This window comes from Stenotrophomonas sp. STEN063, assembly GCF_056854515.1.
The window spans coordinates 1-16,989 of the sequence record NZ_JBXFWF010000003.1 but is presented as its reverse complement, the minus strand read 5'-3'; the positions used below and the strand labels follow the sequence as shown (position 1 = coordinate 16,989).

General features: G+C 63.9%; 17 protein-coding genes and 4 tRNA genes. 11 read left to right on the top strand and 10 right to left on the bottom strand.

Features of this window, described 5'->3' with window-relative positions; translation table 11 throughout:
- Window positions 1–6 precede the first annotated feature (6 nt).
- Window positions 7–81: transfer RNA gene (locus tag AC1VWL_RS01560), tRNA-Glu, on the top strand.
- Between the two features lie 181 nt (window positions 82–262).
- Window positions 263–586: a ferredoxin FdxA gene (gene fdxA, locus AC1VWL_RS01555; protein WP_481509654.1), complete on the top strand. Its 324-nt coding sequence runs from the start codon at window positions 263–265 to the stop codon at window positions 584–586.
- 84 nt (window positions 587–670) lie between these two features.
- Here the strand turns inward: fdxA and AC1VWL_RS01550 are convergent, their stop codons facing one another.
- Together AC1VWL_RS01550 and dapA are read right to left on the bottom strand one after the other, a co-directional pair.
- Window positions 671–1,186 carry a hypothetical protein gene (locus AC1VWL_RS01550; protein WP_481615186.1) on the bottom strand — a complete coding sequence of 172 codons (516 nt, stop codon included), beginning with the start codon at window positions 1,184–1,186 and terminating at the stop codon, window positions 671–673.
- Window positions 1,187–1,218: 32 nt separating this feature from the next.
- Window positions 1,219–2,112 carry a 4-hydroxy-tetrahydrodipicolinate synthase gene (gene dapA / locus AC1VWL_RS01545; protein ID WP_481615187.1) on the bottom strand — a complete coding sequence of 298 codons (894 nt, stop codon included), beginning with the start codon at window positions 2,110–2,112 and terminating at the stop codon, window positions 1,219–1,221.
- Window positions 2,113–2,207: 95 nt separating this feature from the next.
- Between dapA and AC1VWL_RS01540 the strand changes: the two genes are divergently transcribed.
- From AC1VWL_RS01540 to AC1VWL_RS01500, 9 genes are all read left to right on the top strand, one after another.
- Window positions 2,208–2,834, top strand: a complete 627-nt coding sequence (locus tag AC1VWL_RS01540) for a glycine cleavage system transcriptional repressor (protein WP_481509109.1) — start codon at window positions 2,208–2,210, stop codon at window positions 2,832–2,834.
- A gap of 77 nt (window positions 2,835–2,911) precedes the next feature.
- On the top strand, window positions 2,912–3,391 hold the full coding sequence (locus AC1VWL_RS01535; protein WP_481615188.1) for a peroxiredoxin: 480 nt from the start codon (window positions 2,912–2,914) through the stop codon (window positions 3,389–3,391).
- Window positions 3,392–3,473: 82 nt separating this feature from the next.
- Window positions 3,474–4,874 (top strand): PhoH family protein, encoded by a 1,401-nt coding sequence (locus AC1VWL_RS01530; RefSeq protein ID WP_296249199.1) that lies wholly within the window; start codon window positions 3,474–3,476, stop codon window positions 4,872–4,874.
- A gap of 5 nt (window positions 4,875–4,879) precedes the next feature.
- A complete protein-coding gene (locus AC1VWL_RS01525; protein WP_296249282.1) occupies window positions 4,880–5,371 on the top strand; it encodes a hypothetical protein in 492 nt (163 codons plus the stop codon).
- A gap of 12 nt (window positions 5,372–5,383) precedes the next feature.
- A complete protein-coding gene (locus tag AC1VWL_RS01520; protein WP_481615189.1) occupies window positions 5,384–6,055 on the top strand; it encodes a YoaK family protein in 672 nt (223 codons plus the stop codon).
- 34 nt (window positions 6,056–6,089) lie between these two features.
- A complete protein-coding gene (thiD, locus tag AC1VWL_RS01515) occupies window positions 6,090–6,899 on the top strand; it encodes a bifunctional hydroxymethylpyrimidine kinase/phosphomethylpyrimidine kinase (protein ID WP_481615190.1) in 810 nt (269 codons plus the stop codon).
- Window positions 6,896–7,756, top strand: coding sequence for an alpha/beta hydrolase family protein (locus AC1VWL_RS01510; protein ID WP_482985490.1), 861 nt, complete (start codon window positions 6,896–6,898; stop codon window positions 7,754–7,756). Before thiD ends, AC1VWL_RS01510 begins: the two co-directional genes overlap by 4 nt.
- Window positions 7,757–7,821: 65 nt before the next feature.
- Window positions 7,822–7,898: transfer RNA gene (locus AC1VWL_RS01505), tRNA-Arg, on the top strand.
- 53 nt (window positions 7,899–7,951) lie between these two features.
- Window positions 7,952–8,028, top strand: a tRNA-Arg gene (locus tag AC1VWL_RS01500).
- Window positions 8,029–8,680: 652 nt separating this feature from the next.
- Here the strand turns inward: AC1VWL_RS01500 and AC1VWL_RS01495 are convergent.
- From AC1VWL_RS01495 to AC1VWL_RS01460, 8 genes are all read right to left on the bottom strand, one after another.
- Window positions 8,681–8,773, bottom strand: a tRNA-Ser gene (locus tag AC1VWL_RS01495).
- A gap of 76 nt (window positions 8,774–8,849) precedes the next feature.
- Window positions 8,850–9,053: a carbon storage regulator CsrA gene (gene csrA / locus AC1VWL_RS01490; protein ID WP_057628248.1), complete on the bottom strand. Its 204-nt coding sequence runs from the start codon at window positions 9,051–9,053 to the stop codon at window positions 8,850–8,852.
- Between the two features lie 139 nt (window positions 9,054–9,192).
- Window positions 9,193–11,844 carry an alanine--tRNA ligase gene (gene alaS, locus AC1VWL_RS01485; protein ID WP_482985489.1) on the bottom strand — a complete coding sequence of 884 codons (2,652 nt, stop codon included), beginning with the start codon at window positions 11,842–11,844 and terminating at the stop codon, window positions 9,193–9,195.
- 109 nt (window positions 11,845–11,953) lie between these two features.
- The gene (recX, locus tag AC1VWL_RS01480) at window positions 11,954–12,436 is read right to left on the bottom strand and encodes a recombination regulator RecX (protein ID WP_482985549.1); all 483 of its coding nucleotides are present in this window, start codon (window positions 12,434–12,436) and stop codon (window positions 11,954–11,956) included.
- A 197-nt stretch (window positions 12,437–12,633) separates the two neighbouring features.
- Window positions 12,634–13,671, bottom strand: coding sequence for a recombinase RecA (gene recA / locus AC1VWL_RS01475; RefSeq protein ID WP_282271203.1), 1,038 nt, complete (start codon window positions 13,669–13,671; stop codon window positions 12,634–12,636).
- Between the two features lie 232 nt (window positions 13,672–13,903).
- Window positions 13,904–14,551, bottom strand: a complete 648-nt coding sequence (gene lexA / locus AC1VWL_RS01470; protein WP_482985488.1) for a transcriptional repressor LexA — start codon at window positions 14,549–14,551, stop codon at window positions 13,904–13,906.
- Between the two features lie 51 nt (window positions 14,552–14,602).
- On the bottom strand, window positions 14,603–16,282 hold the full coding sequence (gene ubiB, locus AC1VWL_RS01465) for a 2-polyprenylphenol 6-hydroxylase (RefSeq protein WP_482985487.1): 1,680 nt from the start codon (window positions 16,280–16,282) through the stop codon (window positions 14,603–14,605).
- A gap of 35 nt (window positions 16,283–16,317) precedes the next feature.
- A complete protein-coding gene (locus AC1VWL_RS01460; protein ID WP_282271197.1) occupies window positions 16,318–16,812 on the bottom strand; it encodes a CinA family protein in 495 nt (164 codons plus the stop codon).
- Window positions 16,813–16,989 lie beyond the last annotated feature (177 nt).

The following is a 16,989-nucleotide window of genomic DNA, read 5'->3' as shown; positions in this document are numbered from 1 at the left end:
CCAAACGCTCCCTTCGTCTAGTGGTTAGGACGTGGCCCTCTCAAGGCTAAAACAGGGGTTCGAGTCCCCTAGGGAGCGCCAACTCCGTCTGCGAATGCAAAAGCCCCGCCCTGCGGGGTTTTTTGCTTTTTACACCTGCCAGCGCCCCAGGGCATTGGCTCCGGCACGTTTCCTTGCGCCTGCAGCCCTGGCCAATGAGAATGCCCCCGCCCAGCCCCTGCATCCTGATCTAGAATTGCAGGGTTCAAAGCCGGACCCCACCATGCCTTTTGTCGTTACCGAAAACTGCATCAAGTGCAAACACACCGATTGCGTCGAAGTCTGCCCCGTGGATTGCTTCCACGAAGGCCCCAACTTCCTCGTGATCGACCCTGATGAATGCATCGACTGCACGCTGTGCGAGCCCGAATGCCCGGTCAACGCGATCTTCCCGGAAGATGACGTGCCCGCCGGCCAGGAAGGTTTTGTCGCGCTCAACGCCGAGCTGGCCAAGGCCTGGCCGGTGCTGACCATCCGCAAGGACCCGCCGGCCGATGCGGCCGAATGGGACGGCAAGCCAGACAAGCTGAAGCTGCTGGAACGCTGAGCCGCCGCATAGCCAGCCCAACAGCCAGCCAATGAAAAGGGCGCCCGCTTACGCAGGCGCCCTTTTTTATTGCCCCGCCAGCGATCAACCGACCAGCTTGGCCTTCAGCGTTGCGATCAGCTTGGTTGCAGCGGCGTCAGTGGCCGGCATGCCGCGCGGATCGACCGCCGACACATAGGCGCCAGCGTCGGTTGCGACCACGCGCACCAGGAAGTTGCTGCCTTCGTAGGCGACATCGTAGGAGCCCAGCAGCTGCGCACGGCTGGCGATGGTCAGGCCTTCGACGCCGGCAAGCGCGTCGCCGACCTTGCCGAACACGTCGTCACGGCTGCCGCTGACGGTAAAACCGCTCTGCGACGAGGCCACGGTAGCGGCCGAAGCAGCCGCCGGCTTGGCCGCCGACGCCAGTGCCGGGATCGGCGCCGAGCCGGAGGTGTTGGGCAGGTTCAGATCCGGCGGCACTTCCAGCGGGCGTGCTTCCGGTGCCAACGCGTAGTCGCCGCGCGCACCGCGCTTGAAGAAGCAGCCAGAGGTGGCGACGGCGGTGACCACGCCCAGCAGCACCAGCGAGAACACGCGAACGGTAGAGGTTTGACGCATGGGTGAATCTCCAGAGTTCAAAGGCCGCCGGATCAGCGGCTGGATAGTTCTTCCAACGCACCCACGTCAGCGGCCAGATGATCGGCATGTGCGTGGTATTGCGCGGAAAGCGGGAGCAGCGGCAAGCGCAGCCCATCACCGATGCCGATGCGCTGCAGCAGCGCCTTGACCGGAATGGGGTTGGACTCGACACCGCAGAAATCGTGGTACGGCTCAAGGCGGGCATCCCAGGCCTCGGCCGCCTCGTGCTGACCGGCGCGGGCCAGGTCACACAGGGTGCGGTACGCACCCGGCAGCACGTTGGAGCCGACCGAGATCAGGCCATCGGCGCCGGACAACATGGAACGGGCTGCCGAGCCGTCATCGCCACTGAGGATGGCAAAGCTGTCGCTGCGCAGCTCCAGCAGGGCCTTCAGGCGGGTGGTATCGCCCACCGCCTCCTTGATGCCGATGATGTTCGGATGCGTGGCCAGTTCGGCGACAGTCTCCGGCAGCAGGTCGCAGCCAGTGCGCCCGGGCACGTTATACAACAGCACCGGCAGGCCACCGTGCTCGGCCACGGCCAGGTAATGCTGGCGCAGGCCTTCCTGGGTGGGCCGCACATAGGGCGGTGTAACCACCAGCGCATGGGTCGCGCCATTGGCGGCCGCGCGTTTGGTCAGAGCAATCGTCCTGGCGGTGCCGGACAGGCCGGTCCCGGCCAGCACCGGCACCTTACCGCCAAAGGCGGCAACGGCGCTGCGCAGCAGGCCATCGTATTCATCGTCGGACAGGGTGGAGGCTTCGCCGGTGGAGCCAGCTACCACCACACCCTGGACGCCGCCCTTGAGCTGCTGCGCCAGCAGGCGCTGCCAGCCGTCGGGATCGAGTGCGCCGTCAGCCTTGAAAGGCGTCGCCAGCGCGGTGATGAGACCAGATATGGACAAAGGGTCAGTCGCTCTTCGTGGGGGTAAAGAAGCCCGCCGAGTGGCGGGTTCGTGACCGAAGGCATGTTACTTGCCGGTCGAAAGCACGGGCAAGTATGCTGGACACCAGCGAACAACCCCCAAACGGCGTTGTTCAGACTTATCTAGCACCCGGAACCACCTTGACCGACACCACGCCGCGGCCGCTGCCGACCGAAAACCACCTCCTGATCAACGCCTATACGACGCATCCGGAGTCCCCCCTGCTGTCCGTCACCCGTCGAATTGCCGACAGCGGCTGCAACCTGGTCGATGCCCGCCTGTCCACGGTAGGCCGCGATGTCTCGGTGACCACCCTGGCCACCGGCTCCTGGGATGCCGTCGCCAAGCTCGAAGCCATGCTGACCCGGCTAGAGCGCGAAGAGAACCTGAAGCTGGTCTGGTACCGCACCGCCGCCAAGCAGGCGCAGTCCAACCTGCTGCCGTACATCGTGGAAGTCGTTGCCGCCGACAAGCCAGGCATCCTGTTCCAGCTGGCCGATTTCTTCGACCGCCAGGGCATCACCATCGAGAACCTGCAGAGCACCCGTTACCAGGCCATGCAGACCGGCGCGGAAATGTTCTCTGCGCAGATCACCATTGGCGTACCCTCCAACATGCACATCGCCGCCTTGCGCGACGATTTCCTCGAGTTCTGCGACCACCTCAACCTGGACGCGATCATGGACCCGATGAAGTTCTGAAATTCGCGCGCCCATCACAGGCGCGCAGCGTTTCATGTAATTGCAATCGAACTACCCCAGGCTCCGGAAAGGATCTGATGAACATCGGCGATACCCTGGACCGAAACACCCTAGCACTGCCACTGGCCCTGTCCGGCGGCACCACCAGCAGCCTCGGCGAACTCGCCGGCCAGTGGCTGGTGTTGTACTTCTACCCGAAGGACAGCACCCCCGGCTGCACCACCGAAGGCCTGGACTTCAATGCCCTGCTTCCCAGGTTCAAGCGCGCCGGTGCACAGGTGTTCGGCATCTCCCGCGATTCCGTGAAGTCGCACGACAACTTCTGCGCCAAGCAGGGTTTCAAGTTCCCACTGATCAGTGACGCCGACGAAGCGCTATGCAGCGCCTTTGACGTGATCAAGATGAAGAACATGTACGGCAAGCAGGTGCGAGGCATCGAACGCAGCACCTTCCTGATCTCTCCTGACAGCCAGCTCGTGCAGGAATGGCGCAAGGTCAAGGTCGCCGGCCATGCCGATGCCGTGCTTGAAGCACTGAAGGCCGCTCAAACCAAGTGACCCACATCCCGTTCCAACCCACGTCATCGCCCTGCCCTGCAGGTGCGATGGCGTGACCCTGTCCCGCCACCAGGAATAGACGATGACCCGAGGCAAGCGCATCTACGTACTGGATACCAACGTGCTGATGCACGATCCGACCGCGCTGTTCAAATTCGAGGAACATGATGTCTACCTGCCCATGCAGGTGATCGAGGAGCTGGACAACGGCAAGAAGGGCACCACCGAAGCGAGCCGCAATGCCCGCCAGGTGAGCCGCTTCCTCAATGAGCTGATCGAAGAAGCCGGCATCGGCAGCGTGCAGAACGGCGTGCCGCTGGCACGCCCCAAGGGCCTGCAGCTGCGCGGCGCGCAGAGTGCCGGCAACCTCTACTTCCAGACCAGCCACTTCGAGGCCGGCAAGAGCTTTGGCAAGGTGATCCCGGACAACGCCATCCTCGGCGCGATCCTGGCATTGAAGGAAGAGCACCCGGAAACACCGGTGGTGTTCATCTCCAAGGACATCAACCTGCGGATCAAGGCCGCCATCGCCGGCATCGATTCGGAGGACTACGAGAACGATCGCGCGCTGGACGACTTCAGCCTGCTCTACACCGGCGCCACCGTGCTGCCGGAGGACTTCTGGAAGAAGCACAGCGAAAGCCTGCGCAGCTGGAGCGACAAGGGCCGCACCAGCTACGAGATCCAGGCCGCCGACGACGAGGACTGGCATCCCAACCAGTACGCTTACCTGGCCGGCGATGACGAAGTGGAGCTCAAGGTCAGCAAGGTCGAGGGCGATGGCCGCATCACCTTGTCCGTGGTCAACGACTTCCGCCACGGCTCGCATTCGGTGTGGGGCATCACCGCGCGCAACCGCGAGCAGAACTTTGCCCTCAATGCGCTGATGGACCCGGAAATCGACTTTGTCACCCTGCTCGGCACCGCCGGCACCGGCAAGACCCTGCTCGCCCTGGCCGCCGGCCTGGCGCAGACCATGGACACGCAGCGTTACCGCGAGATCATCATGACCCGCGCCACCGTCAGCGTCGGCGAGGACATCGGCTTCCTGCCCGGCACCGAAGAAGAAAAGATGACGCCGTGGATGGGCGCGCTCACCGACAACCTGGAAGTACTCACCCACAACCAGGACGGCGGCGCCTGGGGCCGTGCCGCCACCAATGACCTGCTGGCCAGCCGCATCAAGATCCGCTCGATGAACTTCATGCGCGGGCGCACCTTCCTGTCGCGCTACCTGATCCTGGACGAGGCACAGAACCTCACCCCGAAGCAGATGAAGACCCTGATCACCCGCGCCGGCCCCGGCACCAAGATCGTCTGCCTGGGCAACGTCGAGCAGATCGACACGCCCTACCTCACCGAAACCACCTCCGGCCTTACCTATGCGGTGGACCGTTTCAAGAATTGGCCGCACAGTGCACACATCACACTGCGCCGGGGCGAACGCTCGCGTCTGGCCGATTACGCTTCGGAGGTTCTGTGAAACATCTGCACACGCTGTCCCTGCTGGCTGCGGCAACACTCACGCTGGCAGCCTGCACGCCGTCGAACACGCGTCCCGGCAGCGTGCCGACGGCGGTCAAGACCGGACAGTCCTGGGTCGTCACCCGCCCCGTGGTCGCCGCGCAGGTGCTGGACACCTGCTCGCGCGACAGCCCCGCCAAACATGCCGGTGAAGTCACCGGCTATTGGGCACCCAGCCGCGCCGATATCGACGCACTGGAGAGCCGGCTGGCACAACTGCAGCCCAGCATTGCCGAGCCGGCCCTGTCCGGCCGGCAGTACGTGGGCTTCGAGTCCAGCGGCAAGCGCCTGATCTACATCAACGCCTTTACCCTGCCCGACCACAGCGACATCAACCCGGCCCGCGAGGCGATCCGTGTCTGCGATGGCGGCGCGCAGTTCTGGGGCGCGGTGTACGACCCACAAGCCGGCACGTTCTCCAGCATCGAACGCAACGGCGCGCTGTCCAAGCCCTGATCCGGCGTCGGCATGAAGGTTCGCCTGCCCACCTGGGTCTGGATTGGCGCCATCGTGCTGTCCTGCGTGGCCGGCATCGTCAACGTTGTCGGTTTCCTGGGGTTTGAACACCAGGCCGTCAGCCACCTCACCGGCAGCACCAGCCAGCTCGGCATCGCCCTTGCGCATGCCGACTGGCGCTCGGTCGGGCACCTGTGGGGGCTGTTGATCGCCTTTGCCCTTGGGGCAGTGCTCAGCGGCCTGATCATCCAGGACAGCACCCTTCAGCTCGGCCGCCGTTACGGCATCGCACTGGCGCTGGAATCGGCCTTGTTGCTGCTGGCCATCCCGCTGTTCAAACAGCAGCAGATCTGGGGCGCACTGGCTGCCGCCATGGCCTGCGGGCTGCAGAACGCGATGGTCACCACCTTCAGTGGCGCCGTCGTTCGCACCACCCACCTGAGTGGCATGTTCACCGACCTGGGCATCGGCCTGGGCCACCTGCTGCGCGGCCTGCCGGTGCCGATGCACCGACTGACCCTGAGCGGCCTGATCATCAGCGGCTTCCTGGCGGGCGGCATCCTCGGCGCCTGGCTGTTCGCGCGCTGGCAGTACGACGCGCTGCTAGTCCCCGCTGTACTGACCGGACTCACCGGCCTTGGCTACGTGCTGTACCGACAATGGGTAACGCGCCGCCACGCCTGAGGCAGGCGACGGGCAAACCCTGCACAATCGACGCATGAGTCCTTCCACGCCCGTTTCCGCCCTCACCATCGCCGGCTCCGACTCCGGCGGCGGTGCCGGCATCCAAGCCGACCTCAAGGCCTTTGCCGCCCACCGCGTGCACGGCCTGTCGGCGATCGCCGCCCTCACTGCACAGCACACCCGCGGCGTAACCGCCGTGCACGTGCCACCACTGCCGTTCCTGCAGGCGCAACTGGACGCCTGCTTCGACGATTTCGACATCCATGCGGTCAAGCTGGGCATGCTCGCCAACGCCGACGTGATCCACCTGGTTGCTGATGTATTGGAGCAGCGATGCCCCACCCATATCGTGCTCGATCCGGTGATGGTCGCCACCAGCGGCGCCAAACTGCTTGAGGACAGCGCCCTGCGCGCGATGCGCGAACGCCTGCTGCCGTTGGCTACGCTGCTGACACCCAACACACCCGAAGCAGAACTCCTGCTCGGGCGCAGCATCGGCAATGGCGACGAAGCCGAGGATGCGGCTGCCGCGCTGATCGAGATGGGCGCTGGCGCAGTACTGCTCAAAGGCGGCCATCTACTGGAAGGCAACCGCGTCGTTGATCGTTACTTCGACGGCGTCAGTCGCGAAGAATTCAGCCACATCCGACTGCCAGTGGATGCGCATGGCACCGGTTGCACGCTGGCTTCGGCGATTGCTGCGCAGCTGTGCTGCGGACTGTCGCTGGCCAATGCCTGCGAAGCGGCGATCGACTATGTCGCACGCGGCCTGCAGGGCGGCTATCACCCGGGCCGCAGCGAAGTGATGGTGCTGGATCATTTTGGCGCGGCACCTTCGGCATGAGTACGAACTCCCCGCATTTCAAGACAATGGCGGTTCCAGTCAACTGCACCGATGGCCACAGCTTCGAACTGCTGACCTACCTGCCCGCTCAGCCCCGCGCCTGCCTGCTGTGGCTGCCGGCGCTGGGCGTGGCTGCGCGCCATTACCAACTTTTCGCCGAGGCCCTCGCCGTCCACGGCATTGCGGTCTTCCTGCACGAATGGCGCGGCAACGGCAGCAGCACTCTGCGCCCGGACCGCAGCCACGACTGGGGATACAAGGAACTGCTGCAGATCGACCTGCCAGCAGCCGAAGCGGCCGTGCATGAAATGCTACCCGGATTGCCGTTCCGGCTTGGCGGCCACAGCCTTGGCGGTCAGCTCAGCTGTTGCTATGCCGGCCTGCGCGATGCCGAGCTCGATGCATTGTGGCTGGTCGCCAGCGGCACGCCATGGTGGCGCAGCTTTCCGCCACCGCGCGGCTGGCTGTTGCCGCTGGCCTATCGTTTCCTGCCATGGCTTGCACAACGCAATGGCACCCTGCCCGGCCGATGCGTCGGTTTCGGCGGTACTGAAGCGCGTGGACTGATACGCGACTGGGCGCGCGTGGGCCTGAGCAATCATTACGCCGCACAAGGAATGCCAATCGACCTTGAAGCCGGCATGCGTCGCATCAGTGCACCGACGCGCGCCGTGGTACTGGACAGTGATTGGCTGGCGCCGGTCAGTTCGATGCAGCAGCTGCTGGCCAAACTTCCAGCGTCGGCACGCAGCCTGAAAGTACTGTCATCACGCGACCTGGATGCCCGCGCCGACCACTTTCACTGGATGAAATCACCACAGAACGTGGCTTCGGCACTGATTCATCCCGAAGATTAAGAAATTTTCACAAAAGCGTTGACGCAAACGTCTCAAATCCGCATAATCTCGCTCCTGGCAACGACGCGCTCGTAGCTCAGTTGGATAGAGTACCTGGCTACGAACCAGGTGGTCGGGAGTTCGAATCTCTCCGAGCGCACCATGTCAGAACGCAGATTCAATCTGCACCGCTTCAAACTACAACAGCAATGTTGAGCGCTCGTAGCTCAGTTGGATAGAGTACCTGGCTACGAACCAGGTGGTCGGGAGTTCGAATCTCTCCGAGCGCACCAATACCAAAAACAGCAGGCATTGCCTGCTGTTTTTTTATGCGTGTTTTTCAACGGCAATCCAAACAGCCGGCATGTAGTGCCGAGCCACGCTCGGCAAAGGCCTTACCGAGAACGCCCCAGCCGAGCAGGGCTCGACTCTACAGCGGCACCCCACCGCACCCTATACGCCCTTCAGCGCGCACCAGCGACGCGCAGGAGCACGAGCACTGTAGTGCCGAGCCATGCTCGGCAGAGGCTTTCCCAGCAGTGCATCAGCACAGCAGGCCCCCGCCCTACACACCTCCAGAGGCGCATCAGGACCTGCAGGAGCGGCGCAAGCCGCGAAGCTGACACCATTGAAATCACCCACAGGCCCGCAACCTGATCGAGCATCAGCTTCGCGGCTTACGCCGCTCCCACAAAGAAGCGAATGCGCTTCGGCGCAAGTAGCACTGCGCCGAGCCATGCTCGGCACAGGCATTATCGGGAGGGCTCCTGCCGAGCATGGCTCGGCACTACGGTGCGACCATCCGGCGCTCACTCGCCACACCCCACAGTCGCGCAGCGCCATTGCACGCACCACGCGCGACAACCCCAAAGAGAAACTCAAAGAGATCGCAAATGAAAAACCTGCAGACACAAAAAAGCCCCGATAAAGGGGCTTTTTTGAAACTGGCGGAGTGAGAGGGATTCGAACCCTCGATAGAGCTTTTAACCCTATACTCCCTTAGCAGGGGAGCCCCTTCAGCCACTCGGGCATCACTCCGTTTCTCTTGCCCCGCTGCGTGTATTCCTAAGCGGGGCGCGAAGAATAACGTTAAACGAGGTGAAAGGTAAACCCCTTATTCGGAAGTTTCTTCACTTCCGGGAGTCGCGGGCTCATCGCCACGCTGGATACGCTGAAAAATCTCCTCGCGATGGACAGCAACGTCCTTCGGCGCGGTGATACCGATACGTACCTGGTTGCCCTTGACGCCGAGCACGGTCACGCTGACCGAGTCGCCGATCATCAAGGTTTCGCCTACTCGGCGAGTCAGGATCAACATTGTGTAAATCTCCATGGAACCGGTGGGTTTCCCACCGGCATTGGCGCGCTTCGAGCTATGCGCCCCACGACAAAGGGGAAAAGACTCCCAATGTTACCGTCAGGGCGCGAACACCTTCAAGGTGCGTGACTTGTCACATTCAGGCCAGATGCGGCTTGACCCAGGCCAGGACGCCTTCAAGGGCCTCCACAAGCTTGGGACCGTCCTCACCGCCACCCTGGGCCATGTCCGGACGACCGCCACCCTTGCCGCCGATCTGGACCGCGACGTGGGCCAGCAGCTCGCCCGCCTTGACCTTGCCCAGCGCGGCACCATTGACGCCGGCAACCAGTGCCGCCTTGCCGTCCTGCACACCGGCCAGCACGATGATGGCGTCGCCCAGCTGCTGCTTCAGGCGATCCATCGCGTCGCGCAGCGCCTTGGCATCAAAACCCTCCAGACGCACCGCCAGCACCTTCACGCCGGCCACATCGACCGCCGAGCCGCCGAGATCGGCAGTGGCACCAGAGGCAACCTTGGCCTTGAGGGCTTCTAGTTCGCGCTCCAGCTTCTTCTGGCGCTCACCCAGCTGGCGGATCTTGTCGACCACGTCGCCAGCACTGCCGCCGAGCAGCTGCGCAGCTTCGTGCAGGCGCGCCTCCTCGTCAGCCACATAGTCCAGCGCACCCTGCCCGGTCACCGCCTCGATACGACGCACGCCCGAGGACACACCGCCCTCGGAGGTGATCTTGAACAGGCCGATATCGCCGGTCCTCGAAACGTGGGTGCCACCGCACAGCTCGGTGGAGTACTCGCCCATCTTCAGCACGCGCACGTTCTCGCCGTACTTCTCGCCGAACAGTGCCATCGCACCGAAGTCCAGCGCTTCCTGCATGCCCATGTTGTGCACTTCGGCAGCGTTGTTGGCACGCACCTGTTCGTTGACCTTGCGCTCGATGACGGCCAGCTCTTCGGCAGTGATCGGCTGGAAGTGCGAGAAGTCGAAACGCAGGCGATCAGGCGCCACCAGCGAGCCCTTCTGCTGCACGTGAGTGCCCAGCACTTCGCGCAGGGCGGCGTGCAACAGGTGGGTAGCCGAGTGATTGAGGATGGTGGCGCTGCGACGCGCGGCATCAACCGCACCGGCCAGCACATCACCAATCTTCAACGTGCCCTGCTCCAGCTTGCCGACATGGCCGTGGAACTGCCCGGCGAACTTCTGCGTGTCGCCCACCGCTAGCGTGACGCCACTGGCCGACAGCACGCCGGTATCGCCAACCTGGCCACCGGACTCGGCGTAGAACGGGGTCTGCGCGGTGAACACGATGACCTCATCGCCCGCCTGCACGGCGTCGACCGAACGACCGTCCTTGATCAGCGCGACAACCTTCAGGCCATCGGCCTGCAGGCGGTCGTAGCCGAGGAACACCGTCGGGCTGAGGCTGGCAACGAGTTCGGCGGAAAGCGTCACGCCGCCACCGAACTTGCCGGCTGCACGCGCGGTTTCACGCTGGTGCTCCATCGAGGCATCAAAGCCGGCCATGTCCACCGTCATGCCGCGTTCGCGGGCGATATCGGCGGTCAGATCGACCGGGAAGCCGTAGGTGTCATACAGACGGAATGCGTCGACGCCCGGAATGACGCCATCGCTGACCTTGGCAGCCACGTCATCGAAGATCTTCATGCCCGAATCGAGGGTTTCGGCGAAACGCTCTTCTTCGGCCAGCAAGGCGCGCACCACGGTGTCGGCCTGCGCCGGCAGTTCCGGATAGGCCTCGCCCATCTGCTCGATCAGGGTCGGCACCAGCTTGTTGAAGAACGGCTGGCGCACGCCCAGCATCCAGCCATGGCGCAGGGCGCGGCGGATAATACGGCGCAGGACGTAACCACGGCCTTCGTTGGACGGCAGCACGCCATCGACGATCAGGAACGAGCACGCGCGGATGTGATCGGCGATCACCCGCAGCGACTTGTTCTCCAGGTCGGCCATGCCGGTCAGCTCGGACGCCTTGCGGATCAGCGCCTGGAACAGGTCGATCTCGTAGTTGGTGTGCACGTGCTGCAGGATCGCCGCCAGGCGCTCCAGGCCCATGCCGGTGTCCACGCACGGTGCCGGCAGCGGCTGCAGCGAGCCGTCTGGCTGGCGGTCGAACTGCATGAACACCAGGTTCCAGATTTCGATGAAGCGATCGCCATCTTCATCCGGCGAGCCCGGCGGGCCACCGGCGATATGGTCGCCGTGGTCATAGAAGATCTCGGTGCAGGGACCGCAGGGACCGGTATCGGCCATCTGCCAGAAGTTGTCCGACGCGAACGGCGCACCCTTGTTGTCACCGATGCGTACGATGCGCGATTCCGGGATGCCGATCATGTCGCGCCACAGCGCGTAGGCCTCGTCATCGGTCTGGTAAACGGTGACCAGCAGACGATCGGCCGGCAGCTTCCAGACCTGGGTCAGCAGTTCCCATGCCCAGGCAATGGCGTCCTTCTTGAAGTAATCGCCGAACGACCAGTTGCCCAGCATTTCGAAGAAGGTGTGGTGGCGGGCGGTATAGCCGACCTGGTCCAGATCGTTATGCTTGCCACCGGCACGCAGGCAGCGCTGGACGTCGGCTGCGCGCACATAGCTGCGCTTTTCCGCGCCCAGGAACACGTCCTTGAACTGGACCATGCCCGAGTTGGTGAACAGCAGGGTCGGGTCATTGCCCGGCACCAAGGGTGCCGACGGCACGATGGTGTGGCCTTTGCCCTTGAAGAATTCGAGGAAGTCAGCGCGGATCTGGGAAGTAGTAAATTTGGCAGGTGTATTCATGGGGACTGGCGGTAAGCTGGCAAGCGGGTCCCGGCAGCCTTTGCGGGCGCGGGAATTCGGGACAACCGAAACCCTGAAAGGGTATCAGGCCCAGCCCGCCCAGTCCTGTTCAGTCCTCTGGATCGTAGCGACTGGCCTGGCGGATGCAGTTGCCGTCAAAGCCTCGCCGGGCCAATAGATCCGCGGCTTTGCGCCGTTGCGCCAGATCTTCCGGGCCACTGGCACCAAAACGGCGGCATACCAGCTCGCGGGCGTTTTCAGTCCAATCGCCCTCAAACGACGCCATCGCGGCCTCGATCTGCTCGCTGTCCAGTCCATGGGTGCCCAGCTCCGCGCGGATATGCAGCGGCCCATAGCCACTACCTGCGCGGTTGCGGACCAGCGACTGGGCAAAACGGGTGTCGTCCTGCCAGCCATCCTCGGCCAGCTTGGCCACCGCCGCATCCACCGCTTCCGGGTCCACGCCGCGCGACTTGAGCTTGCGACCGAGCTCCTTGCGCGAGTGCTCGCGCCTGACCAGCAGGCCCAGTGCACGTTGCAGCGGCGTCTGCTGGCGACCTCGCTTGGTTTTGCCCTCGGGCTGATCATCCATCTCGGTCATCACGCCATCACACTCGTTTCAGCCCGGCACGTTTCAGCCCGACTTGATTCCGGCGAGCCCAATTCCACCATGCCCAGCCAGAGGCAATACCCAACCCCGCGCCATCCCTGCCGCGGGGTCTTCATCGACAAAATGCCGCAGGAGCGGACGACGTCACTGACGATGCGCCGCCCGCCCCCGCGGGAAACTCACTCCTCGCCGTCTTCGTCGTCGCCCTCTTCGCGCGCCGCTTCGGTGGGTTGGAACTTCTCGCGCAGCTCGGCCTCGAGGCGGGCTGCAACCTGCGGGTTGTCACGCAGATAGCCGCGGGCGTTGTCCTTGCCCTGGCCGATGCGCTCCTCGCCGTAGCTGTACCAGGCACCGGCCTTGTCGACCAGCTTGGCATCCACGCCCATATCGATCAGCTCGCCTTCGCGGGAGATGCCTTCGCCATAGAGGATTTCGGTGATGACCTGCTTGAACGGAGGCGCCAGCTTGTTCTTGACGACCTTGATCTTGGTCTGGTTGCCGATGATCTCGTCACCCTTCTTGATCGCACCGATACGGCGGATGTCCAGGCGCACCGAGGCGTAGAACTTCAGCGCGTTGCCACCGGTGGTGGTTTCCGGGCTCTGGCCCGGCATCATCACGCCGATCTTCATGCGCAACTGGTTGATGAAGATGACCAGCGTATTGGAGCGCTTGATGTTGCCGGTCAGCTTGCGCAGCGCCTGGCTCATCAGGCGGGCCTGCAGGCCCGGCAGCTGATCGCCCATTTCGCCTTCGATTTCAGCACGCGGGGTCAGCGCAGCGACCGAGTCGACCACCACGATGTCGACCGAGCCCGAACGCACCAGCATGTCGGCGATTTCCAGCGCCTGCTCGCCGGTGTCCGGCTGCGACAGCAGCAGGTCGTCGACATTGACGCCCAGCTTGGCGGCGTAGATCGGATCCAGTGCGTGCTCGGCATCGATGAAGGCAGCGGTGCCGCCCAGCTTCTGGCATTCGGCAATGGCCTGCAGGGTCAGGGTGGTCTTGCCGGAGGATTCCGGACCGTAGATCTCGACCACGCGGCCCTTGGGCAGGCCACCGATGCCCAGCGCGATGTCCAGCATCAACGAGCCCGTGGGGATGATCTCGACGGGCTCAACAACGCGGTCGCCCATACGCATCACCGAGCCTTTGCCGAACTGCTTTTCGATCTGACTCAGTGCGGCGGTAAGTGCGCGCTTCTTGTTCTCGTCCATCGTGTTCGTCCTCGGGGTTGATTTCGTTGATTTCGTCATGGGGTCCACTGTAGGGGTGTCGTATCGCACAGGCTGAGACTGCAACCGAGACGACAAAATTATTTGGCCGACAAGGATACCGACAGCAGCCCAAACACCCGCCCTACGTAAGGAAAACAGTCAGTTGCGGCTGCGAAATGCGCAGATTCGGTTTCCGCAGCACTCAAGTCCGCGAGCATCGAACCAGCAGATTTCAGCGATTTGGCCTCAGCAGGCCGCAATACAGCCCCTCGATGGAGAAATCCTGGTCGGGCAGGACTTCGATCGGCGCGTAGTCGGGGTTGCGCGGCAGCAGACGGATCCGGTCCTTGGCGATCTTCAGCAGCTTCACGGTGATCTCGTCATCGATACGCGCCACCACGATCTGCCCCGACGTGGCGTCGCGGGTGCGGTGCACGCCGATCAGGTCACCATTGAAAATGCCTTCGTCGATCATCGAGTCGCCCTGCACTTTCAGCAGGTAATCCGGCGCCGGCGAGAAGAACACCTTGTCCAGCACCACGTAGTCATCCGAACCGATGTCGGCACCGATCGGCAGGCCAGCAGCCACCCGGCCGAGGATCGGCAGGCGCAGCACATCGTCATTGGCGGCCTGCGCAGGCGCATGCGACTCGGCTTCGCCCTCGCCTTCCTGGCGCACCAGGCGGATGCCGCGCGCACGACCGGGAACGCGCTCGATGGCGCCGGCCGCTTCCAGGGCATCCAGGTGGTATTGGGCCGAGCGCACACCCTTGAAACCAAAGGCGCGGGCGATCTCGGTCTGCGATGGCGGGATGCCCTCGGCCTCGATGCGCTCAGCGATCAAGTCGAGGATGGCCTGCTGGGTGTCGGTGAGGTTCATGGTTAGTAGTATTACTACTAACAAAAGGATCTGCAAGCCCCTCGACGAAAATCAGTGGTGGCGACCGCTGCGCCAGATCGAGAACAGTATCCACACCCCGCAGATGCCCGCGCCCACGAAGCCGCACAGGCCCAGCGCCAGGAACCAGCGGCTGGAAAGCCCACCTACGCTGTGCATCACGATCGACGAGCCAATGATCAAGGCAGCGGTGATTACGCCAACCACCAGGCGGTTGGCGGCGCGGTTCACCTGATCGCCGAAGCCCTGCAACGCAGTGGTTTCCACACGCAGCTTCAGCTGCCCGCGCCGCGCCGCCTGCACCAGCCGGCGCAGATCACGTGGCAACTCTCCTGCGAGATCCAACATCCCCAGCAGGCTGCGACGGCCACGCTTGAGCAGCGCCTTGGGCGCATAGCGCTGCAGCACCACCCGCTCAAGGAAAGGGCGCGCCGCGCTGGCCATGTCGAAGTCCGGATCCAGTTGCCGGCCCATGCCTTCCAGGGTCAGGAAGGCCTTGATCATCAGCGCCAGGTCGGCCGGCAAGGTCAGGCTGTAGCTGCGCAGCAACTGGGTGATGTCGCCAAGCATCAGGCCGATGCGCAGGTCCTTCAACGGCACGCCGCGGTATTGATCGACGAATTGGCTGATGTCCTGTTGCAGGCGACCTTCGTCCACCTCCACGCCGCCGGCCCAGTCCAGCAGTACGTCGGCAACCACCTGCGGCTCCTGCTCGACCAGCCCGTGCAGCAGCTGCGCGACCTGGAAACGGCGTGTTTCTGACAGCGCACCGACCATGCCGAAGTCGATCACGCCGATGCGGCCGTCGCGCATGTAGAAAATATTGCCGGGATGCGGATCGGCATGGAAATAGCCGTCCTCCAACACCATTTTCAGCACGATATCGGCGCCACGCCGGGCCAGCGCTGCACGATCCAGACCGGCGTCGTCGACGGCCTCCAGCTTGCGGCCGGGAATGCCATCAACGAAGTCCTGCACGTTGAGGCTTTCGCAGGTCCACTGCCAGTGCACGCCGGGAATCAGGATGTCATCGCGGCCATCGAAGTTGCGTGCGATGCGCTCGGAATTGCGGCATTCGGCGGCGAAATCCATCTCGCTGCGCAGCGACTGGGTGAACTGTTGCACCACTTCCGCCGGCCGATAGCGGCGCAGATCCGGCAGTCGCGCCTCGACGATCTCAGCCAACCGCGCCAGCAGCCGGAGGTCCGCTTCAACCACATCGCGGATGCCGGGCCTGCGCACTTTCAGTACCACTTCGCGACCGTCGTGCAGACGTGCGCGATGCGCCTGCGCCAAGGAGGCGGCAGCCATCGGGGTTTCATCCAGGAAGGCGAACACCTGCGCTGGCGGCGCGCCGAGGTCAGCCTCCAGCTGCTCCCGGATCGCGGCATAAGGCAACGCGGGCACTGCGTTCTGCAGCTCGGACAGCTCGGCGATCCACTCCGGCGGCAACAGGTCCACGCGCGTGGCCAGCACCTGCCCAAGCTTGACGAAGGTTGGCCCCAATTCCTGCATCGCACTGCGCACGCGCACCGGCGCGGTCATCCGCAACATCTGCTGGCTGTCGTTCCAGCGCAGCAGCCGACCCGCGCGTTCCAGCACCGAGGCCAGCCCGGTCCGGCGCACCACGTCGCCGAAACCATAGCGGATCAGAACTGCGGCTATTTCCTGCAAGCGGCCCAGATCACGGACCGTGCCCAGTGTTTCCCACATCGCGACTCATCCCGGTTGCTGGCCGGGCCAGCATGTCATAGATGGTCGTGGATGCCGCGCAATGCCGCATCCACGGTTTGCCTGCGTACCGCATCGCGGTCGCCATCGAACTGGAACAGCTGCGCGCGCGCATAGCCACCGCGGCGCTTCCAGCCGATCCAGACGCTGCCGACCGGCTTGTCCGGGCTGCCACCGCCGGGGCCGGCGATGCCGGTCACCGCCACCGCCACACCTGCGCCGGAATTGATCAGCGCGCCGGCCACCATTTCCAGCACGGTTTCGCGACTGACCGCACCAAACTGCTCCAAGGTCTGCGCACGGACGCCGAGCAGGCGCTGCTTGGCTTCATAGCTGTAGACCACCATGCCGCAGTCGAAGAACGCCGAGGAGCCGGCGATATCGGTCATGCTCTTGGCGATCCAGCCGCCACTGCAGCTTTCCGCGGTCACCAGCTGCAGCGAGGCCTGCTGCAGGCGTTCGCCAAGCGCGGCGGCCAGGGCATTGAGATCGGCATCGGTTGGATTGGACATTGCGGTAAAGGGGGCTGGGAGAAGAACCCTTACGTTTTACCGCAGATGACGCCCGCGTGTCAGGGCACAGCCCAGCTGCGGGAGTTGTAGGAGCGGCGTAATCCCCGCGGCTGATGATTCGGTAGTGTGTGGGCGCAGTTGCAAAAGTAGAAGCATCTTCTTAGCGGGGTAAGGCCC